The sequence below is a fragment of the Ruegeria marina genome, from assembly GCF_900101475.1.
GTDB classification, from domain to species: Bacteria; Pseudomonadota; Alphaproteobacteria; order Rhodobacterales; family Rhodobacteraceae; genus Ruegeria_B; species Ruegeria_B marina.
Genome location: NZ_FMZV01000005.1, coordinates 141,696 through 161,682 on the forward strand (window position 1 = coordinate 141,696; position 19,987 = coordinate 161,682).

Consider the following 19,987-nt stretch of genomic DNA (forward strand, 5'->3'; position numbering starts at 1 on the left):
TGCTCCTTATGCCGTCGCTGCCAGCCTGTCCAGTTGGCTCCCGAGGCGCGGCGCAACATACATGCCTGCAATCATCGCCGCAAAGAAAACGAGACCACCGACGCCACCATAGCTGAGCGAGGCCAGTGCCGGACCGGGGCAAAGGCCAGCCAGCCCCCAGCCCATGCCGAACAGGGACGAACCGACGATCAGCCGATGGTCGAGTTCGGGACGAGGCAGGGCCGGGAAACTGCCGCCGGCAAGCGGTTTGCGCCCTGTGGTCAGACGCCAGGCGAAAAACATCGGAATGATCGCACCGCCCATCACAAAGGCCAGCGTCGGATCCCAGTCACCAAAAACGTCCAGCCACCCCTGGACCTTGCGTGTGTCGGTCATCCCCGAAACGAAAAGGCCGGCACCGAACAGCGCACCGGCGAGCAAGGATAGAAAGAGACGCATCAGATCACCTCCAGCACGTGGCGGAACAGGGCCAGCGTCAGGCCGCCGGCAAGAATGTAGAAGACGGTCGCCACGATGCCACGCAGGGAGAAGCGTGATATCCCGCAGACGCCGTGTCCCGAAGTGCAGCCGTTGGCAATGCGCGAGCCTGTCCCGACAAGAAGGCCGGCAGCGACAAGCACCCAGACATCCGTGGTCACATGTGTGTCAATCTCGACCGAATACAGCGGCCAAAGAAGCAACGGCGCTGCGACAACGCCAAGGATGAAAATTGCTCTTTCCGCCCAGTTGGAGCGGCCTGACCCGTCGACGAGACCGCCCAGAATGCCGCTGGCCCCAAGGATCCGGCCATTGCCGAGCAAGAAGACAGCTCCGCCGCAGCCAATCAGCAGGCCACCGACGAGGCCCCAAATCCAATCCGTTTCCATTTTGTCCTGTTGTTCTGTTCGCGCTTTTGACTGTTGCCGGTCAGAACTTGTTGACCGGCAGCTTGAGAAAGATGTTGCCCTGCTCGTCCGGCGGCGGCATTTGGCCCGCCCGCATATTGACCTGCAGGGAGGGAAGGATAAGCCGGGGCATCGCAAGCGTTGCATCACGGCTGTCGCGCATTTTCACGAAATCCTCGAGTTTGCGGCCCTGTCCGATGTGGACGTTGAGCGCCTTTTGTTCGCCTACCGTGGTTTCCCATGCGTATTCATCGCGGCCGGGCGCCTTGTAGTCGTGACCGACAAAGATGCGGGTCTCGTCCGGCAAGGCCAGGATCTTCTGGATCGAGTTGAACAGGACGGCCGAGGAACCGCCGGGGAAATCGCAGCGCGCGGTGCCGAAATCGGGCATGAACAGCGTGTCTCCTACAAATGCCGCGTCGCCAATCACATAGGTCAGGCAGGCTGGTGTGTGCCCTGGTGTGTGCAGCACATCTCCCCTCATCTGACCGATGAAGAAACTGTCGCCTTCGCGGAACAAGGCGTCGAACTGGCTGCCGTCGCGCTGGAACTCGGTGCCTTCGTTGAACACCTTGCCGAACGTGTCCTGAACGACCGTAATGTTCGCGCCGATACCGATCTTTCCGCCCAGTTTTTCCTGCAGGTAGGGCGCAGCGGACAGGTGGTCGGCATGTACGTGGCTCTCCAGGATCCACTCGACGTTCAATCCCTCGGATCGAACGTAGTCGATGATCGCGTCCGCCGATTGCGTATCGGTCCGGCCCGAGGCGTGGTCGAAATCCAGAACGCTGTCCACGATTGCGCATGTTCGCCCCTCGGGTTCGCGGACCAGATAGGACACGGTAAAGGTTGCCTCGTCAAAAAAAGCTTTCACAAAAGGTGTCATGTTCGTCTCCTGCATGGTCGCGAAAAACATATAGTCAAAAGTGAATGTGATGCAATGGCTTCCTGACGATTTCTGCAAACAAGTCTCTGGTCTTGACCTCGGTCAAATCGTTTTCTTCCGAAATGCTTCATCTTTGGGCAACATCCGCAAGAATTGCCGGACATGCGGGCTGTTGGTGCCCAGGTAACTGAAGATAGCACATTTCGACGTGTTTTTCTTATTTCTGTTACCCAATATCTGAAGGCTACCGGAAAAGGGGAGAGGACAAATGACCGATCAGGAACTCATTCGTGAGGTTGAACGACTGGAACGGCGTGTTCAGGGAGCCTGTCTCGACACCCGCTTGGAAATCCAGCCGCAATTCAGCCGGATCATGGACCAGATTCGCGAGCGGGGCGTCAAGTTGCCTTCGCGCCTGCGCCGTCTGGACGCTGCGCTGTGCGAGGACGCTGCGGAAGCATATTTCGATAACATGCCGGTCTAGGCTTGGCGGCGATCAGCCGAGCGATATTCCCAGGATGACCATCATCAGTCCGATCACGGACAGGAACAGTGCGGCAAGATTCCACGGCAGGACCGCCTGAACGGCCGAGCGCAGTTCGTCGTCGCTCAGCCCTGCCTTGCGCGCTCGATTCACGCGGAGAATGCACCAGACCAGACCGGCAAGACCGGCCATCGACAGGCCGGCCCCTGTCCAGATTATGATGTCGAAAAGCATGATCGTGTCTCAATCGTCCTGAAATCGCCGCCCGAGGCGGTTCTGCGTTAGCTGATCGCAGGTAACAGCGCAAGCTTTGCCAAATCCTCCTTGCAGGCAATCCGGCGCCACGTTATCCCGCGAAGCGCCGCAACCCAGACCGATGGAGCAAACACCGATGGATCAGCCTCAGGCAGACGCGAACTACAACATCGCCGCTGGCGAGCTGCGCCAGTTCATCGAGCGGATCGAGCGCCTTGAAGCCGAGAAGAAGGACATCGCCGATCAGCAGAAGGAAGTTCTGGCCGAGGCCAAGGCGCGTGGCTATGACACCAAGGTGATGCGCAAGATCGTCGCCCTGCGCAAGCGCGACAAGGATGACATCGCCGAAGAAGAGGCGGTGCTGGAAATGTACAAGGCCGCTCTGGGCATGTGACCGGGGCGCGACCGGCGCCAGCCGGTCGCCTCAGGGGGCGATGAACTGCACGCCGGGGATGCGTTGCAGTGAAAACACGTCCTCGTCGTAAATCTCGGTCAACCGTTCGACCAATTCATGAGTCCAGCCGGGCAGATCGAGTTCTTCCTCCACGGCGTCCTCAACCGCGTACTTGTCCAGGAATGCCGCGATGACGCGGCGTTTCTGCATTTCGGTGAGATCGGCATGTTCGGCGAGATAGGCGCGAAAGCGCAGCATGCCCTCTTTCGACATGATTTCGGACAGCAGGGAGAACCCGCCGACAATCTTGGTTCCGTGTTCCAGGCCAGCAAGGTCGCGGATGATCTGTGACCAGATCAGCGGGGTATCCTCATTGCACCAGATCGTCAGCTGCACATTTGGCGCGGCATCGCGAATGGACTGTACCATCCGCGTCCAGTGCAACAGGCCGAGGTCCAGCCCTTCCAGCGCTTCGGCCACGCCCTTTTCGGGAAGCGCGGTCAACACGTTCGGTACAAAGCTGGCGGGATTGCGGATCGCCATGAACACTTCGAGTTGATCATAGGCGAAAATCGACTGCAGGTAGGCAAGCCTCTGGGGCGCACGCGGATAGAACACGCCCTTGCCGATCGCCGACCATCGGGTGCCATAGAGGTTGCTGTCTGAAAATATGACCCGATCCGCGACTTCGCCGTCCAGAATCGCTTCGAGCAGGACTTCGCGGGCATCGGGGTCCGGGTCCGTTTGCACTTCATCGAGTGCAGACATGACCTTCTTGAACAAACCGCGATACTGAGCGGGTCCGGGAACGGCAATTCCTTTCTGCGAGAAGGGTTCCTTGTTGCTGAGCAGGCACTTGATCAGCCGTTCATCATCGGTTCCATGGGCCCCGGTATGGAAAACCACTTGCATTGGTGCCGGGCTTCCTTTTGAAAACAATTGGATACGTCCTGAGTACAGACTTGCCGCGCCACAGTCAAATCGTTGTATGCGGGGGCCCGCGGCTGCAACGCAGAATTCCTGGCTTCGCAGTTTTCCGGCTTGCAGTTCCCGTGCAGTGCAATTATTCGGAAGCCAGTGCCCCTATAGCTCAGCTGGTAGAGCAACTGATTTGTAATCAGTAGGTCCGCGGTTCGAGTCCGTGTGGGGGCACCAGATAAAATCTATTTACACATTTAAAACAATAACTTGCGTCGCTGACTTGTGCGTCTATCCCCCCTTCAATCCCCTTTGCTGCTGATGGTATGCAGCCCATCTTGCTTTCTGAGTCGCTGATATTTTGGCTCGTCCAGCTTCCGTTCTGGGGCCAGTGCTAAGCCCGCCGTGAAACCGGCATCTATCCCGTCCGGGTTCTGACTTCGCTCGGCAGGGGTGGCCCTTGCGGGTCTTGGCTCCGCAGGTTACGCGCCGATATGCCAACCGCTTGCGCAATGCCTTTGACATGCCTGGCGCTATTTCGAGCAAGAGGCGTTCCGTGGCCCTTGGGTCTAAGACTCCATAACGCGCGCGCGCGTACTGGTTGCTTATTTCGCCAACTTCGACGCCCAGAACCCTAAAGATAGCCCTAATGCCATAGGCAGTCAGGTCCAGCCTTGACTTGCTCTCCCAGTATTGAACCGCCTTGTGAGATAGCCCGGCGCGTCTTGCCAGTTGACGCTGAGAATACCCGGCCTCGGTTCGTTTCACCTTCAGTTCCGCGCCAGTCTTCATCACATCATACCCACTATTACATAGATACGGCTCAATTTAGCAAAAAGCGGTGTTCGATGTCATGCTTGGACCCATGGCGCTTGTTCTTCTTGTCCTGCCAGAATCAGCACGTGTGATTCAGTTGTGCGGTCCAAGCCCGCGAAAGCTCCTAGAGGAACTTCGCGCGACTACCCGAAAATGAAATCCTCTGCACCCAACGCAGAGATACTTATTCCGGCAAGGGTAAGGCTATTTCCGAAATCGTCTTCGATTAACGTACCGCCATTGATTTCTGTCATGTGGCCGGACTGAAGGTCGGAAAAATCTGAAATCCCTGTCGCGCTTGAAATATCGACCCGGTCCTCAGTAGCCGAAAAGAAAAATACTGTATCTTCACCGGGCGAAAAAACAATTCGGTCGGCACCGGGACCGGCATAAATCTCGTCGTCACCAACGCCACCGTCGATTATGTCGTCGCCTGCAGCACCAAAAAGCGTATCGTTGCCGTCATTACCGAACACGGTATCGTTGCCCAACCCGCCGAACACTTGATCGTTACCTGCGCCGCCTGAGACCAAGTCGTCATCAAGCCCCGCACCGACGCTGTCATCGTCGTTTCCTCCGTCAAGCGTATCATTTCCTACCGAACCCCAAATCTCGTCCGCCCCCGATCCACCTGTAAGTGAGTCATTTCCTGATGCGCCCCCAAGCGTGTCAGCTCCATCATCTCCTGACAGTGTGTCGTTGTCAGCCGCGCCCCAGAGTTCGTCATTGCCAAGTCCACCCGCTAGCAAGTCGTTGCCGCCCGCACCGCCTATCGTTTCAGCCCCATTGCCGCCGTCAGCTGTGTCGTCACCCGCTCCACACCAAAGTCCATCATTGCCACCGCCGCCCAACAGAAAATCGTCACCAACACCGCCGGAGAGATGATCGTCCCCTTCGCCACCATAGAGGCCGTCGTTTCCAGGACCTCCGTTCAACGTGTCATTTCCGGAATCCCCCCAAATGCTATCGTGTCCGTCGCCTCCAAAAATTAAGTCATTGTCGTTTCCACCGTGCAGTTCATCGCTCTCCAAGCCACCGGCTAATTCATCATCACCATCACCGCCGAACAATGTATCATAGCCGCCACCTGCCCAAATTTGATCTCTACCAGAACCCCCGCCTAAGAAGTTGTTTCCATCAAATGCTTCTACTATGTCATTTCCCGGCCCAGCGTAAACCGTATCGTTTCCCGCTCCTCCAGTGCGTATTCGGTCATTCCCTTCATCTCCAAATAAAAGGTTGGCAGACGTATCCGGTTGACCATAGTGTTCGTGTGGTCCCCCGTCTATATAGTCATTTCCCGGGCCACCATGTATAGTGTCAATTCCAACTCCCCCGTAAAGGCCATCCTCCCCATCTTCTCCATTAATTAAGTCGTTTCCAATATGTCCCCCGATGACGTCTCCACCTGATCCACCAAATACAGTGTCATTTCCAGAGCCAGCCTCAACAAAGTCTTGACCGCCATAAGAGAAGATCAAATTATTTCCGCCAAACTCGTCAATGCTGTCTATTACAAAAATGTCATCACTTTGAGTTCCCCGAAAATTATTATCCAAATGAGATTGGTCTATTACATGTAGCCGGTCTGCATCAAGAGCAAACTCTAAAAGCGCGTCAGCATTCCCTGTATTGATTACTTCGATAAGTTCAGAAAATGGAATAAATGCCACTGTAATTGATCGAATGTGTTGGTTTGGTGCTTCGATTTCCAAAGCAGTAATGCTTATTACGTATCCGTATAAGAGAGATGTATCAACTTGGTCGAGAGAAGTTGGCTGGGTGCTCCCATAGTATCTAAAGCGATGGACCTCAAATATTGTGTAACTGCCATCTAAATTAAGGACTTCGGTTCTGGGGCCAAAGGTCAATAGGGAATTTGGGCCTGAATCCGGTTGCCATATTGGATACAGATCAGCAATTTCATAGATCTGATAAGTTGGAAAGGAACTACGGCTGCTCTCCAACTGTTTAGAATAGCTATCCACTGCACGCATTTTTAAAATCTCTACTGCGCTGGAGCTCAGTTTGATATCCTTCAGCAACAGTGAGAGTGTTGTCTTTGATATCGATCAACTGGAGGATGGTCGACTTTGATGATGGTGATTTGCCAGTGTGCGGGGGGGCTTGCCCGGCAAGAGCAACTTGTTTGTGTGGGGAGTTTTTTGGATAACTTTGACACCAGACAGTGAGTTGCCCCGTCCGTTCCGTGGGCGATGTTAAGAAAACGGAAAGGGCCTGGGGTGGTTCTGATTTCCGGAGTCGTCAATGGGGCCACCGGGCGGGTAGGCGCTTTTGTACGTCCGCAATTCATTTGTTATACTATAACAAATGCCGAGACCAAGAACACCACTATCCAAAGCTAGACTGACGGGCGCTGCTGCGAAAGACCCGCAGCGTTTTCGTGCACGCTCTGAACCCAATGTCAGCAGCAATCCAGTTGGCAAACCGCCAGACTAACTGACAGACGACGCGAAGGACGTTTGGCTCGAAGCAGCGGCTTCGATGGGCTGGTTGGTCTCTGAGGATCGGTTTGCACTTGAGATGATGGCAAACGCAGTTGGTTTGATCCGCAAGACTGTGAAGTCTGGCGAGATTGTTTCCGGAGCGATGATCAACGCGGCGAATACAGCGGTCGGCAAGGTCGGAGCCAGCCCCACGGAACGGGGGAAGGTGTTTCAAGAGGCGAGTAATGACAGCGCAGACGACCCTTTCGCCGTATTCGTACGAGCGCAATAATCGAGAATGCGCAGCAGGCCCTTCTATGAATTTCAAGGACGAGGTGTTTAGGATGGCTTGCGCAGTGTATCTGCGCTTTGATGCTTGTGACTCATCTCGGCAGCACTCAAGGTGAACGTATGATGCGCAAGTGACAAATACGAAAAACGGAATGTTCGCTAAAAATGCATAAGGAAGGTCTGAAAAACCTCGCTTCTTCGGCATCACCGGGGAGCGTCCATCGTGGTCCCGCACAGTCTAACCCAAGCCGATCCGAGGGCGAGGTTTTTCAGACGTTCCCCAACTGCCGAGGCGCTGTGGGGGCGGCAGGTCAGGAAGATAATTCGAGGTCAAGTGGCATTGTAACCCGTGTCACAGAAAACGCCTTCAGTCTATGTTAAGGTGAACTCACAGTGAGTCTCACTGTCTGGGCGAACACCACGATCGACATTCGGTCCGAGCATCTCAGCGAGGGCGGGTCATGACAGCTACGATTTTCTATTCGGTGTTGAAGCCACTGCTGATACGAAAGTGGCTGCCGGTCGTAGCGCTTGCCGTATCTGGTGTTTGTCTTTCTTTTATCCTGTTTCTTTACGCTTCCGATGCTGAACGACAACGTCTTATTGCCAAGTTTGAAATAACTGCAAACCAACCGATATTGGCAATCAACAACCGGATTCAGGCAATTCTGGCGACAGTTGAGTCTCTTGTCGCGTACTACGAAAGCTCTGAGCATGTGACCAGGCGGGAGTTTCAAGTCTTCACATCCTTTATTTTGTCGCGGAACCGCGACATACAGGCGCTGGAATGGTTGCCAAATGTGTTGGCCGAAGAACGCGACATCTACGAATTAAGCGCGCGCCTGGACGGCCTGCCAGAGTTTCAAATCAGGGAACGCACCTTTGATGGGAGGCTGGCGCCGGCAGCGCTACGGTCCGAATACTTTCCGGTCTACTATGTGGAGCCCCTTGCGGGCAACGAAGGCGCACTTGGCTTTGACGTGATGTCGGAAACAACGAGGTCTGCCGCTCTGGTACGTGCCCGGCAAACGAGCCAATTGGTGGTGTCTGATCCTGTATCTCTGGTGCAAAGTTCCAACGGGGAACATGGAATCCTGATGGTAGCTCCGGTCTTTGAACGTGGCCAATCCGGCAAGACGCCGGGCCAGGTGGAAAAACAGTTCTTGGGTTTCGTTTTGGCGGTCGTGCAAATCCCTGAGCTGATTGGCACGGCCGTCAGCCCTTGGACAGACACACCTGCCTTCGGAGGGATTTATGTCTTTGCAAATCTCGACGGCGAGGGGCAGGAGCTTGTGTTCGCGCGCCAAGCCTCTCCCGCCGCTCAGCCGGCAGTCGTCGATGCCATATCCCGGCCATTCGTATCGGAACTCATTTGGGTCGCGGACCGAGAGTGGGAAGTCGTCATCAAGCCCCCGCCAAGATGGCCAACTCCGCGCGACCTTTGGCTACCGTGGTCGCTTCTGTTCACGGGGCTGGGCTTGACAGCTGTCGCGTCAGCTATCTACCGGATGCGACTTCGGGGCATCATGCAGTTGGAAGAGTTGGCCAGTTCTTTACAGGCAAAGAACCAAAGGTTGGAAGTTGTATCCGCGGCACTCGCCAAGTATTTGCCCCGCCAGTTGTGGAATGCTGAATTTGTCGGGAATTACGGGCGGTCGATTGGAGCCAAACGAAAACTCCTGACGATATTTTTTGGAGACATTGTTGGATTCACCCGTTTGTCCACTGAAATGAGGCCGGACGAACTGATGTTCATCCTGAACGACTTTTTCTCGGAAATTTCCTCCATTGGACTGCGTCACGGTGCGACGCTGGACAAGTATGTCGGCGATGCAGTTGTCATGTTCTTCGGCGACCCGACAAGCAATGGAGAGCACCAAGACGCCGTTTCCTGCGTCACGATGGCCATCGAAATGCAGCACCGAATGCACGGCCTCAGAGCGAAATGGCGAGGTTTGGGCTATACGCAACCGTTTCATATGCGCATTGGCATACATTCCGGCGCCTGCGACGTCGGCAACTTCGGCTCCGACGAGCGCATGGCTTACACAATCGTGGGGTTGGAGGTGAATATCGCTGCCCGAATCGAGAAATTTGGGGCGCCAGACGGGGTGACGATAACAGGCGAAACTCTCGAACTCGTAAAGGATCAGTTCGAGTGCGAGCCTCACAAAAAGATAAGCTTGAAGGGTGTTGAACGCGATGTTGAGCTATTTTCGGTCATTATGGGATCTGATGCCGGTTTGATGCATAAGGAACGTCTGAAAAACCCGCCGCTTTTGGCATGATCTGGTAGGGTGCAGGCATCGACTGAAGGAGCTCCGCCGATGCCGACAAGGGCTATGTCAGCGCCGAGCGCGAGGCCGCCTTCAGCAAAGATGGCAAGGTGTGGGGCGTGATGCGCAAGGCGCCCAAGGGCGGCAAGCTCGACCCGATCGACGAGAAGATCAACCGGATCATTGCCATGGTGCGCGCCAAGGTCGAACACCCGTTTCGCGTCATCAAGCGCCAGTTCGGTCATGTGAGGACGCGCTATCGCGGGATGGCCAAGAACCGGGCGCATCTGATTACGTTGTTCGCTCTCGACAACCTGTTCCTCGTACGACGACGGCTGATGGCATGAGGAAGTCTGCCCGAAATCCACGAAAGGGCCGCTCCGACGGCCAAACAGTGCGGGCAATGCTGAAAACGGGACGTCAAAGGGCACGAACTACCCGCAAGCCAGCGTATTCGCGCTCGCAAAGCCGTTGATCAGACGTTCCATAACACGAAAGACGACTTTTCATGCAAGCTAACTGCCCATACTTTGGACAGCTACCACGTTTCTAACGTTAGGAGTTGCTGCGGCCCACCCTCTGAAGAGGCAACGTTCGTCGTCAGGACCGCCTCTTTTCGGAATGTCCGACTAGGTATTACCCGACAAAAATGGCGGGACGTTGTAAGCACCAGTTTGACATCTTTCGCAAGCCGACTGAAAGATACGACTAAGGGAGTATTCAATGCGCAAACTAGGTACGGCAGTTCTGTTAGCTTTGGCTCTTGCGCCAGGAGTTAATGCCCAACAACTCAGCAGCTTTGATGATGTTACCGAGTTTACTTGTGGGTTACAGTCTGAGCTCTTCGTGCCGCCGAACGCCGAGCAATTCGACTGCATCTGCAAGGTGCTGTTTGAAAAAAGGTGGGACGTTGTTCGCGATCAAAACCAAGTGTTGGATAGTAACGGAAACATCAAAACTGGGCCAAATGCATTGTGGATATCGCACGCAAGCTCGGGTCGAATGCAAGCACTTTTGATGGTTCAAAAACTGCTAGATTGCCCTTAGCCGGTTTCCGGCAAGTCGACCGAGCCTTCAGTCGGCCGACTAAAAAACTGATTCAAATGTCTTCTTGGGCTCGAAGCGGTCATCAGACCATGTCGCTACCGGAAGCGGGAAGAGTGTCCGACATCCTGCGTCCGCAGGGTATCTTCTGTTAGGTGGCGACCACTAGGGTAACGGCGTCAAGCTCTACGGGAAGAACCTGCGCGACCAGTTCGGGCAGGAATACAAATGCCCGAAGGACTTCAACAAGAAGTTCGCTCCTGCCATTCGCAAGGTGCTGACCGTTTACCCGAGCGCCAGCGTGCGCCAAGAACATGGCGGCATGGGGCTCTTTCCCTCGCCCCCGGCGATCCGCAAAACTCGGGCGGTCGTGTCGCTGCCGCGCTCATAGGCGGCTTGCTTAGCTACGGCTCATTTTAGCATACAAGCGGTGTTCTCCTCATGCTTAGACCTATGGCGCTTCTTTTTCTTGTCCTGCCAGTATCTGCACATGCGATTGAGGTGTGCGGCTCGGACCAGAAGCGACGAACAAGCGACGAAACCCGAAGTGATTGTCTTTAAGTTCCGGTAGGTTGGTGTTTGGTGGGCAAGGCACTGCCCATCGAACAGGGCTTTGATCAGCTGCGCGGCCATAATGTGGCCACATTGTCGTCAAAATGAAGACAGACTTGTTCGCCGGTGAGAGTAGATAAAACCGCAGTATTTTGCGACACTGCATACTGTGGGGAGGCCGTCCAGAAGTAATTAGTTTTAGAGAACTCGAATAATTCCCAAGTTTAGATCTGAGCCTCTCCACACGAACGCCCACCGGAAGTCTTTTGATATGCGTTCTGTCCCTGCTGCGTCAGGCAGCTTTGGCCTCTTTGTATCCCGTGCCTAGTCGAACGTCTCACGAACAGTAGCCTATGGCTAGATGTATATATGTCCGGGTTTTTGTGACGCGAAAACTTGGGTTTCGGGCTTCCGCGTCACAAAGGCTGTGACAGTCAGCCCCCGCCTGAACCGGTTTTGGAGCGAAGCGTCACAATATTTGTGTCGGGGCGTCCTGTTTTTTGTGCGGGGGTTTTGTTTTCCCGCCACTTGACGAAGGCTACTCCGGCGGGCTTGCCGTTTGTTGTGGGCAATTCCTCCAAGGCCCAGATCGACGCTTTGCCTATCCCTGATGGGCCAAGGTGCGGCGCTTGTGTCAAGCGGATGAAGCCGCGTTCCTGCAAAATATCAAACCAAGGTCCGACCGTATTGCGGTGCACGTTCAACGCTTTGGCTGCGTCCCTATGGCTCAGGATGATATTGCCGTTGTTGCTACCGTTATAGCGTCGCCTCAACTCGACATAGAGCGCACGGGGGCCGGGAGGCATGGTTGCCCATGCCTCCGTCGCTTGCAGCCACTCGAGAAGCTGGACATGACGTCCAACTCCTTTCTTGTGATGCTTGTATGGTTTGCGGACCATTAGTTCACCACCTTGTTGTGGCGCAGATCTGCGATGGTGCGCGCGAGGTGTTCTGGAAGGCCGTATTGATGGCGCAGACGGCGTTCCAGGCGCTCATGCGGGGTGTCCGGTGCCTTGTGCTTCATTACGCCGCCTCCGACCCGCTAGCGGGCTCTACGCGGCATTTAAGGACATATCGGGCATGTGTTCCCTTGAACGGGCCGCCGTGCGGTTCTGTGACCGTTTCAATAGGCACGCCCAGCTTGCGCAAGTTATGGACGTAGCCGCTCCACCTTGGGCCGGGGGTGTCTATGGGGGTGCAGCCCTGTTCTCCCGATGCAATCAAGCATTCCAGCGCCCATCGGTCGCGGCCTGAAACCGTTATGGCGAGCGTCTCGCTAGTGTCCAAAAAGATTGTGAATGGGGCATCGCCCCAGTCGGTTTTGTCAGCCATTGCGGCCTCCGTGCTTGATCCACGAAAGCGCTGGGCGTATGAAGGGGGAGTATCCGCCAAGATATATTCCCGCCCCTGCCCATGCAACTTGCGTGGAATGGGGTGGGTCTTACTCAGTCAGGTTTGAAATCATTGCGTCGATTTCTTCTTCGACCCAGTACAGGCGCGAACCAAGCTTGCGCGGCTTTGGTAGGCGGCCCAGCGAGATATCCCTGTAGATTGAGCTTCGACCCCGTCCGGCCAACTTGTTCCGCAGTTCGTTAAATCCGATCAGTTTCATTACGCTTCCTGTGTTGCCATTGGGCACTGTTGTGCCCGGTTCCTTGATTTAACAGAGTATGAGCATTCGGCCAATTTGTATGTTCTTGGGGATAGGCTGTGCATAACTCTGTGGACGGTTGCCATATCTGGTGGCTCAAGCCGATGAGGCTTCAATATTTAGCTTTATGGTGTGCGCCTAAGGCATCGAGATTACGCCTTCCTTCGCCGCTTCGCAAAAGGTTCACACCGTCGCGGAAAGTCGATGAATTATCATTTTTTCCCGCTTGAATGGCATTGCTCGGCAGCAGCAAATTTCCCATGAATTACAACATCGCCCTCGAATAGAAGGCGATCAGCCCACCGCTCCATCAGCGTCCGCCGTTGTTCAAGGTAATCCGTACGACGGTAGGACCGTTCCACCGTGCCGCCCGTGACATGGCCCAGCGCCGTTTCAGCCACTTCGAAGGGGACGCTTTGCGTCTCGGCCACCCAATCGCGGAAACTGGACCGGAAGCCGTGCGGGCGTTCGGCCATGCCGCGCCGTTCCATGAATTTGCTCATGGTCATGTCGGATATGACGCCCTTGCGGACACTGGGGAACAGAAAGCCGTCGCGGGCGAAAGGCTTGGCCTGTTCAATCACGCGCAAGGCTTCTTTTGACAGGGGAACGCGAAACTCGCTGGTGGCGTCCTTGCGGCCCTTCATCGCCTCAGCCGGGATGGTCCAGATATCGTCGTCAATCTGGTCAAGGTGGATATGCCGGATTGGGGAAGACCGCACCGCCGTCAGGATAAGCAGGCGCAAGGCCAGTTCGGTAATCGTGCCGCCGTCCAGGCTCTGATAGAAAGCGGGTACGTCCTGCCACGGCAGGGCGGGGATATGCTGGGCCTTGTGGCGCTGTTTGCCCAGAAGGGCGCGTGCCTTGTCAGTGGCCTGCAAATCGACGTCCAAGCCCAGCGCCGCCGCGTGTCGCAGGCAGATGCTCAGACGGTTGAGCGCCTTTCGCGCCGTGTCGGCCTTGTCGTGCCAGATCGGGGCCAGCGTATCGCGGATATCCTGTTGGTCCAGATCGGCCACAGGTACCTTGCCTAGCTTGGGCAGCACATGCAGTTCCAAGGGACTGAACCAACGCCCCGCCGTGCCGTCGCCTTTTAGTTCCGCCTTGCGGCTTTCGAATGCGTCTCGGGCAACATCGGCAAGTAGATGCATGTTGCGCGCCTGTTCACGCCGCTGGCGTTCCCGCTGCTTGATCGGGTCCAACCCCTGCCGCACAAGCGCGCGGGCCTGTTCGGCATCCTGCCGTGCCTGTTTCAGCGATACTTCGGGGTAGGGGCCTAGTCCCATTTCGCGCCTGCGCCCATGCACATGAACCCTAAGAACCCATTGCGCGCCGCCGTCAGGCCGCTTGTGCAGCCACAGGCCGCCACCATCCGAGTATTTTCCGGGCTGCGCAACCTTGGCCGCCTTGTCGTTCAGCTTGTTGAGGGTGCGGGGCATTCTGTCCCCCTTTCTGTCCACCCTCAATATATAGTATAAGGCGGGTCACGGTGGAATACCTTGAAACAGGTAAGCCCATAAAAATATTCCGTTAGGGCGGTTTCGCGGTCAGGGTGGAACATCAAGATATAGAGATATGATGCCGTGTGGGGGCACCAGTAAAATCAACGCCTTGTGAAGTATCCTTCTGGCGAGTCCGCAATCTTGCGGGTTGGCGCCTGTTCAACCCCAGTCTGGTGTGGCGACCGTCGGGCGGTATCCGGCCGCCTCGATGTCGGCCCCCGCTGCAAGAAGGATATCCTCGCGATACTTCGGTCCGACCAACTGGATGCCGGTTGGGCTACCGCCGATATCCCCCATGGCGACGGACAGGGCGGGCATTCCAATCGCCGGCAGGCCTCGTTGCGTCAGTTGCGCCTCCAGAACCCTTGAAAACGCCTCCTCCGAGCTCACGTCCAACTGTTGCGGAAAAGGCAATTCACCCGAAACGGGGCAGATCAGAACGGGATAATCGCGATGGAAAAGCTCCCAGGCGCGTACAAGCCCGGCGCGCGATTGCAATGCCTTCATCAGGGTTTCGAAATCGACTTTGCCAGCGCTCCGCAGCATCTGCTTGAAGACGAACTGAGAGTCGGGTTCGGCTTCTTTCTCGATCATCTCCCTGGCGCCGAACAACGTATCCGCCATCCAGAGCTGCGCATTCAGGTCGGCTGCCTGCCGGATCGGCGGGCAATCCATCTCGGTGACGTCCCATCCGCTGGCTTTCAGAACCTCTGCCGCAGCGAGCAGCGTCCGGCGTACCTCTTCGGAGACGGGCATGCCGTCGGGCGCGAGGGTCAGAGCCGCACGTTTGGGAAAGTCGCGCGGTGCTGTTGGGACCGGCGCGTACCACGGATCGCGAGGATCCGGTGCCGCCATGGCAGCAAGAGACAATCCTATATCCGCTATGCTGCGGGCGATGGGGCCGGAAACCGCCATGATCTGCGCGCCGATGAACCGGTCGGCGGCACTGGCATTGTAGGCCGGTATCCTTCCGAAGGTGGGGCGCAGTCCGTGCAGACCACAGGCATAGGCAGGATATCGGACGGACCCTGCGATGTCGGTGCCGTGCCCCACAGTGCATATCCCTGCCGCCACGGCCGCGGATGCGCCGCCAGACGAACCGCCCGGCGTGATCGCCTTGTTTCTGGGGTTGAGTGTCTGTCCGTGCAGGTTGTTCTTGGTGAACCATCGCAGTGAAAAGGCCGGCGTGTTGGTGCGCCCGACGATTATGCCCCCGGCCTTGCGTATGTTGGCAACAACGGGGCTGTCATCCCGCGCGACCAGGTTTTCCTGCAGCCGCAACCCGTTGGTCGAGGCATGCCCCTTCTGGTCGACATTGACCTTGATTGTGACCGGAACCCCGCAAAGAAGACCGGGATCTTCACCTCGTGCGATGGCAGCGTCAACCTGCCGTGCCGCCTCGATCGCCTCGTCGGGAAACTCGTGCACCACGGCGTTGATCCTTGGGTTCACCTGCTCGAGACGCTGCAAATGCGCCTCGGTCACTTCGACCGCAGTCAATTTCCGTGTGCGTACCGCCTCTGCGATTTCGCCAGCAGTCAATTCCCAGAGTTTCGTCATTTGGTGTCCCGGATCTGAAGTTTGGGCCAGAATAGCCCGCCTTTGCCTGCCTGTCTGCATCTTGTGCCGGACAGCGCCCCGCACTGATGCGATCGTTGCAGACTTGAAGAGCGCGGATGGAAAACGGAAGACGCGATAGTAGACAGATAACATAGAAACATTCTACGATCTTTATGTGTTGTTATCTCCGGGGATTGCCTGCGGTCGCAACACTTCTGGGAGGAGAGAGGGCGCGATGGTGGAAACGTGGAAAGAGCTGGCGGTCGAGTCGGCTGACTTTTACATCGCCTGGGGCGGGCTGCTGATCGGCATCGCCTTTGGCTTCATCGTCTACCGGACGAATTTTTGCACCATGGGATCGATCTCGGACATCCTGTCGTTCGGGGACTGGAACCGGTTCCGGGCATGGCTGCTGGCGATCGCCATTGCGGTTTTCGGGGTCTGGCTGATCGAAGGCGCGGCAATCGCGGACATGACTTTGTCAATGTATCAGACGCCGAGCCTGGGGTGGGGGGCCAATATCGCGGGCGGCCTGATCTTCGGATTCGGCATGGTGTTTTCGGGCGGATGTATCAGTCGCAACCTGGTGCGGGCAGGGGGAGGAGACCTGCGTTCGATCGTGGTTCTGCTGATCACCGGCATCTTCGGCTACATGACCATCGGCGGATTGCTAGGGCCCTTGCGGGTTGCGATCTTCGATCCGTTGTCGGCAGACCTGTCCGGAGCCGGCATGGAGGATCAGAGCCTCGGCGCCGTCCTGTCCGGCCTGACCGGGATCCCGGTCGACGCGGCGACAACCGCAAGCACAATGATCGTGGTCGCAGGGCTGCTGGCGTTCTGTTTTGCAAGCGCCAGCTTCAGGACTTCGCCGCGCAATCTTGTGGCGGGCGTCGGTATCGGGCTGTGTGTCGTCCTGGGGTGGGTGCTGACCGGTTTGACCTTTGACGAGTTCGCGGACAACCCGACGCTGATTTCGCTCAGCTACGTGCGGCCGGTGGGCGACTCGATCGACTACCTGATGCGCTATACCGCGCTGGGCGCGCCGGGCTTCGGGATTGTCACCGTGGCCGGCGCCCTGATCGGAGGGCTGGCGGGAGCGCTGTCCATGGGGCGGTTGCACCTGACCACCTTTGCCGATCAGGCGGATTCGATCCGGAACATGTTCGGCGCGGCCCTGATGGGGATCGGCGGCGTGCTGGCGCTGGGCTGCACGGTGGGACAGGCGCTGACCGGCGTATCGACCCTGGCCGTCGGCTCGCTCATCACCTTCGCCGCCATCGTGCTCGGCGGCGTTGCCGGGGTGAAGACGATGGAAGCCATCGCCTGAAATCAGTCGTCATCCTCCTCGGGGAAGAGGCGGGTGGCGACCCTCAGCGCAATGTCGCGGTAATGCCGGGCATGGATCCCGTCGGGTTCGGATATCACCACGGGCGTGCCCGCATCGGACATCTCGCGGATCGTCATGTGCAGCGGAATCGCGCCGAGGAAGGGCACGCCCAGCCGGCGGGCGTCCTGCTCGGCGCCGCCGTGGCCGAAGATGTCGGATTGCTGCCCGCAATGCGGGCAGAAGAAGGTCGACATGTTCTCGACGATGCCGAGGATCGGAACATCCACCTGCTTGAACATCTTCAGCCCCTTGCGCGCGTCGATCAGGGCAAGGTCCTGCGGGGTCGAGACGATCACGGCACCCTGCAACGGCACCTGTTGCGCCATTGTCAGCTGTGCGTCACCGGTGCCGGGCGGCATGTCCAGAACCAGAACATCCAGTTCACCCCAGTTCACCTCGCGGGTCATCTGCATCAGGGCGGTGACGACCATGGGGCCGCGCCAGATCACCGGGCTTTCCTCTTGCATGAGAAAGCCCATGGACATGACCTTGATGCCGTATTGCTCGACCGGGTGGACCACGTCATCCTCGATCCGGGGGCGTTCGGTGATGGCCAGGAGGCGGGGCATCGAGGGGCCGTAGATGTCCGCGTCCAGCAGCCCGACGCGCAGGCCCAGCGACCGCAGCGCCAGCGCCAGGTTGACGGCGGTGGTCGATTTGCCGACGCCGCCCTTGCCGGAGGCGACCGCGATGATGGTCCTGATCCCCGGCACGGCCGCCGAATGCGGGCGCATGTCACGCCCAGGTGCCTCGGTCGGGCGTTTTTTCAGCTTCGGCGGTTCGGTGGCTGTGGGTTGAGGCGCGGCGGGGCGCTCGGCCGTCAGGACGACCAGCAGGTTCTCGATGCCGTCAAGGCTGTGCAACCTGTCCTCGATCAGGGACTGGACCTCGGCCAGGTCGCCCGGGTAATCGGGCGGGACATTGACGGGGATCACGACCTTGCCGCCTTCGACCATGACCTGATCGGGAAGGATCATGCCCGAGGTCAGCAGATCCGTCCGGCTGCCCGGAGGGGTGATCAGCGACAGGCGTGCGAGGATGATCTTCTTCATTCGGTCTTCCTTTGGTCATTGATGTGGGCGGTGGTGTCGCAGTGTTTTCGGATGCTCACAGCCGGTCGGCGGTTTCGGCCAGCGTTCTGCTCAGCCGGAGGGCGCTCTCGGCGTCCAGATCGACCTGGGTGATCCGGGTGCCCTCGCGCAGCACCAGCCGGACCAGTTTCATGCCACTGTCGAACTCCACCAGCCGGATCGACGCCTTGCGGCTATAGGGCAGATCCAGCTGCGCGATCTCGGTCACCTTGTCGGTCATGTGTCCGCCCCCCTGGTAAACGCGGCCTCGAGTACCCATTGCCAGTTGCGCGGCGTGTCGCGGTAGTCCGGCTTGACGTCGAACTCCAGGAACATCTGACCGGATGTGCCGGCGTGTTCCACCAATGCGATCAATTCGCGGAACGAGGCCACTTCGGGGTGGCCGATGATCAGATCGCTAAGCTGCGCCACGAAAATCCTCCCGTACTCGCTGGTGAAAGCGGATCCGCAGGATGACGCGGGCCTGTTCGCCTTCACCGTCTGTAAACCCAGTCCTGTCATGCAGCACATTGTTGCAGACGATACCTTGTCCCGGCTGCAACCGGATGCTGCGCATCAGCGGATCGCCAGAGCCCAGCCAGTCGCGCAGCCAATCCGCGGCCGCTCGGGTTGCCGGATCGTCCCGCCAGGCAATCGACCTGGTGCGCGCGGTATAGCGCATCTGCAACCGCCCGGTGGCCTCATCCGAGTGGAACACGGGGCCCGTCGACGTCGGGCGCAGCGTTCCGTCCTTTTCCCTGTTCTCCGGAATGGTCATCGCCTCCGGATGCATGAGCGCGCGGACATAGTCGGGGTTTTCGTCGCGCAGCCGCAAATAGGCGACTTCCGGGTCGAGCAGATGGTTTTCTCCGCCGGACAGGGCCTGCTGGAAACAATGCAGGATGAAGCCTTTCACCGGTTGTTCGGGCGGGTTGTAATATCCGTCCGTATGCCAGTTCATCGGGCGCGGAGTGTAGGGGATGTATCCCTTCTTGCCTTCTCCCGACGAGGTTCTGAGCGCCACCACATGCGACAGGCCCGCCGAGCGATGGTTCTCGGCAATGCTCAGCCCGAGCTGGCCCGCGAAGCGCAGGAGCGAGGCGCTGGTATATTCAAGTCGGGGATCGTGATTCCCGGTGCGGTAGATCGCGAAATTCTGGACGCTGCACCGCCATTCGATTGCGGCCACAGCCTGCGGGTCCGGTTTGTCCAGCGCGGCAATGGACACGGGTTCGATCTGTTCCAGGGTCTGGGACACGCGAATCTTTGCCGTGCGCCAGTTTTCCCAACGATCGTTTTGCGACAGGTCCGTCCAGTCGAAATTTCTTATCGTGTTTGTCAGGTTTTCCATAAGCTTTTGTGTGTTCCCGACTTTCTGGCTTCGTTGTCGCGATGCGGCGATGCGGCGCGAAATGCTGCAACGCAATATTGTTGCGCGAAGCTGCACTAATTCTTGCGTATCTCTCCATATTCGTAAATTATTATGTAATGATGTTTCAACATGAAACGCCCGGCCGGCCTCAAACATCCCGAATTTACGGGACTTCGGCCGGAGACGGCGGCAGCGCCG

At 57.5% G+C, this 19,987-nt stretch carries 23 protein-coding genes, 1 tRNA gene and 1 pseudogene; 8 read left to right on the top strand and 17 right to left on the bottom strand.

Annotation, left to right across the window (positions count from 1 at the left end; genetic code table 11):
• Positions 1–6: 6 nt before the first annotated feature.
• Genes BLT75_RS09100 through BLT75_RS09110 form a run of 3 tightly spaced genes read right to left on the bottom strand, consistent with a single transcriptional unit; the run spans position 7 to position 1,770 of the window.
• Positions 7–438: a DUF6691 family protein gene (locus BLT75_RS09100; RefSeq protein ID WP_093029989.1), complete on the bottom strand. Its 432-nt coding sequence runs from the start codon at positions 436–438 to the stop codon at positions 7–9.
• Positions 438–866 carry a YeeE/YedE family protein gene (locus tag BLT75_RS09105; RefSeq protein ID WP_093029991.1) on the bottom strand — a complete coding sequence of 143 codons (429 nt, stop codon included), beginning with the start codon at positions 864–866 and terminating at the stop codon, positions 438–440. Before BLT75_RS09105 ends, BLT75_RS09100 begins: the two co-directional genes overlap by 1 nt.
• A gap of 40 nt (positions 867–906) precedes the next feature.
• A complete protein-coding gene (locus tag BLT75_RS09110) occupies positions 907–1,770 on the bottom strand; it encodes an MBL fold metallo-hydrolase (RefSeq protein WP_093030523.1) in 864 nt (287 codons plus the stop codon).
• 268 nt (positions 1,771–2,038) lie between these two features.
• Between BLT75_RS09110 and BLT75_RS09115 the strand changes: the two genes are divergently transcribed.
• Positions 2,039–2,254 (top strand): hypothetical protein, encoded by a 216-nt coding sequence (locus BLT75_RS09115; protein ID WP_093029993.1) that lies wholly within the window; start codon positions 2,039–2,041, stop codon positions 2,252–2,254.
• A gap of 12 nt (positions 2,255–2,266) precedes the next feature.
• On the opposite strand, the gene BLT75_RS09120 is transcribed toward BLT75_RS09115, so the two are convergent.
• Complete coding sequence (locus tag BLT75_RS09120; protein ID WP_093029995.1) at positions 2,267–2,488, bottom strand: hypothetical protein; 222 nt, start codon at positions 2,486–2,488, stop codon at positions 2,267–2,269.
• Between the two features lie 157 nt (positions 2,489–2,645).
• Between BLT75_RS09120 and BLT75_RS09125 the strand changes: the two genes are divergently transcribed.
• Positions 2,646–2,903 carry a DUF2312 domain-containing protein gene (locus BLT75_RS09125; protein WP_093030526.1) on the top strand — a complete coding sequence of 86 codons (258 nt, stop codon included), beginning with the start codon at positions 2,646–2,648 and terminating at the stop codon, positions 2,901–2,903.
• A gap of 30 nt (positions 2,904–2,933) precedes the next feature.
• Here the strand turns inward: BLT75_RS09125 and BLT75_RS09130 are convergent, their stop codons facing one another.
• Positions 2,934–3,815 carry a hypothetical protein gene (locus BLT75_RS09130; RefSeq protein WP_093029997.1) on the bottom strand — a complete coding sequence of 294 codons (882 nt, stop codon included), beginning with the start codon at positions 3,813–3,815 and terminating at the stop codon, positions 2,934–2,936.
• Between the two features lie 167 nt (positions 3,816–3,982).
• Between BLT75_RS09130 and BLT75_RS09135 the strand changes: the two genes are divergently transcribed.
• Positions 3,983–4,058, top strand: a tRNA-Thr gene (locus tag BLT75_RS09135).
• A 54-nt stretch (positions 4,059–4,112) separates the two neighbouring features.
• On the opposite strand, the gene BLT75_RS25190 is transcribed toward BLT75_RS09135, so the two are convergent.
• Entirely contained in the window at positions 4,113–4,613 is a 501-nt protein-coding gene (locus BLT75_RS25190; RefSeq protein WP_093029999.1) for an HGGxSTG domain-containing protein, read from the bottom strand.
• Positions 4,614–4,780: 167 nt separating this feature from the next.
• The gene (locus BLT75_RS09145; protein WP_093030001.1) at positions 4,781–6,682 is read right to left on the bottom strand and encodes a calcium-binding protein; all 1,902 of its coding nucleotides are present in this window, start codon (positions 6,680–6,682) and stop codon (positions 4,781–4,783) included.
• A gap of 460 nt (positions 6,683–7,142) precedes the next feature.
• On the opposite strand from BLT75_RS09145, the gene BLT75_RS09150 reads away from it, so the two are divergent.
• From BLT75_RS09150 to BLT75_RS24060, 4 genes and pseudogenes are all read left to right on the top strand, one after another.
• Positions 7,143–7,376, top strand: a complete 234-nt coding sequence (locus BLT75_RS09150; protein WP_093030003.1) for a hypothetical protein — start codon at positions 7,143–7,145, stop codon at positions 7,374–7,376.
• A gap of 460 nt (positions 7,377–7,836) precedes the next feature.
• Positions 7,837–9,663, top strand: a complete 1,827-nt coding sequence (locus BLT75_RS09155; protein ID WP_093030005.1) for a CHASE domain-containing protein — start codon at positions 7,837–7,839, stop codon at positions 9,661–9,663.
• A gap of 29 nt (positions 9,664–9,692) precedes the next feature.
• A pseudogene (locus BLT75_RS24810) lies at positions 9,693–9,998 on the top strand (transposase); the annotation flags it as partial.
• Between the two features lie 376 nt (positions 9,999–10,374).
• Positions 10,375–10,698 carry a hypothetical protein gene (locus tag BLT75_RS24060; RefSeq protein WP_143028537.1) on the top strand — a complete coding sequence of 108 codons (324 nt, stop codon included), beginning with the start codon at positions 10,375–10,377 and terminating at the stop codon, positions 10,696–10,698.
• Positions 10,699–11,681: 983 nt separating this feature from the next.
• Here the strand turns inward: BLT75_RS24060 and BLT75_RS09170 are convergent.
• The 6 genes from BLT75_RS09170 to BLT75_RS09190 form a co-directional block, all read right to left on the bottom strand.
• Positions 11,682–12,146 (bottom strand): helix-turn-helix domain-containing protein, encoded by a 465-nt coding sequence (locus tag BLT75_RS09170; RefSeq protein WP_176827907.1) that lies wholly within the window; start codon positions 12,144–12,146, stop codon positions 11,682–11,684.
• Positions 12,146–12,271 (bottom strand): hypothetical protein, encoded by a 126-nt coding sequence (locus BLT75_RS25070; protein ID WP_281243140.1) that lies wholly within the window; start codon positions 12,269–12,271, stop codon positions 12,146–12,148. The genes BLT75_RS09170 and BLT75_RS25070 overlap by 1 nt, the downstream gene beginning before the upstream one ends.
• Positions 12,271–12,579, bottom strand: a complete 309-nt coding sequence (locus tag BLT75_RS25265) for a winged helix domain-containing protein (RefSeq protein ID WP_093030011.1) — start codon at positions 12,577–12,579, stop codon at positions 12,271–12,273. The genes BLT75_RS25070 and BLT75_RS25265 overlap by 1 nt, the downstream gene beginning before the upstream one ends.
• Before the next feature lie 109 nt (positions 12,580–12,688).
• Entirely contained in the window at positions 12,689–12,859 is a 171-nt protein-coding gene (locus BLT75_RS09180; protein WP_093030013.1) for a helix-turn-helix transcriptional regulator, read from the bottom strand.
• A 251-nt stretch (positions 12,860–13,110) separates the two neighbouring features.
• Positions 13,111–14,337, bottom strand: coding sequence for a tyrosine-type recombinase/integrase (locus BLT75_RS09185; protein WP_093030015.1), 1,227 nt, complete (start codon positions 14,335–14,337; stop codon positions 13,111–13,113).
• Between the two features lie 222 nt (positions 14,338–14,559).
• Positions 14,560–15,960, bottom strand: a complete 1,401-nt coding sequence (locus BLT75_RS09190; protein ID WP_093030017.1) for an amidase family protein — start codon at positions 15,958–15,960, stop codon at positions 14,560–14,562.
• Between the two features lie 235 nt (positions 15,961–16,195).
• Between BLT75_RS09190 and BLT75_RS09195 the strand changes: the two genes are divergently transcribed.
• Positions 16,196–17,287, top strand: a complete 1,092-nt coding sequence (locus tag BLT75_RS09195) for a YeeE/YedE family protein (RefSeq protein WP_093030019.1) — start codon at positions 16,196–16,198, stop codon at positions 17,285–17,287.
• Between the two features lie 2 nt (positions 17,288–17,289).
• On the opposite strand, the gene BLT75_RS09200 is transcribed toward BLT75_RS09195, so the two are convergent.
• From BLT75_RS09200 to BLT75_RS09215, 4 genes are read right to left on the bottom strand one after another with little or no spacing between them, the layout of a single operon-like run.
• Complete coding sequence (locus tag BLT75_RS09200) at positions 17,290–18,399, bottom strand: Mrp/NBP35 family ATP-binding protein (RefSeq protein WP_093030021.1); 1,110 nt, start codon at positions 18,397–18,399, stop codon at positions 17,290–17,292.
• A gap of 55 nt (positions 18,400–18,454) precedes the next feature.
• Entirely contained in the window at positions 18,455–18,658 is a 204-nt protein-coding gene (locus BLT75_RS09205) for a DUF6967 family protein (RefSeq protein WP_093030023.1), read from the bottom strand.
• On the bottom strand, positions 18,655–18,849 hold the full coding sequence (locus tag BLT75_RS09210; protein WP_093030025.1) for a sulfur relay protein DsrC: 195 nt from the start codon (positions 18,847–18,849) through the stop codon (positions 18,655–18,657). Before BLT75_RS09210 ends, BLT75_RS09205 begins: the two co-directional genes overlap by 4 nt.
• Entirely contained in the window at positions 18,836–19,945 is a 1,110-nt protein-coding gene (locus BLT75_RS09215) for a TauD/TfdA family dioxygenase (RefSeq protein ID WP_093030027.1), read from the bottom strand. The genes BLT75_RS09210 and BLT75_RS09215 overlap by 14 nt, the downstream gene beginning before the upstream one ends.
• Between the last annotated feature and the right edge of the window lie 42 nt (positions 19,946–19,987).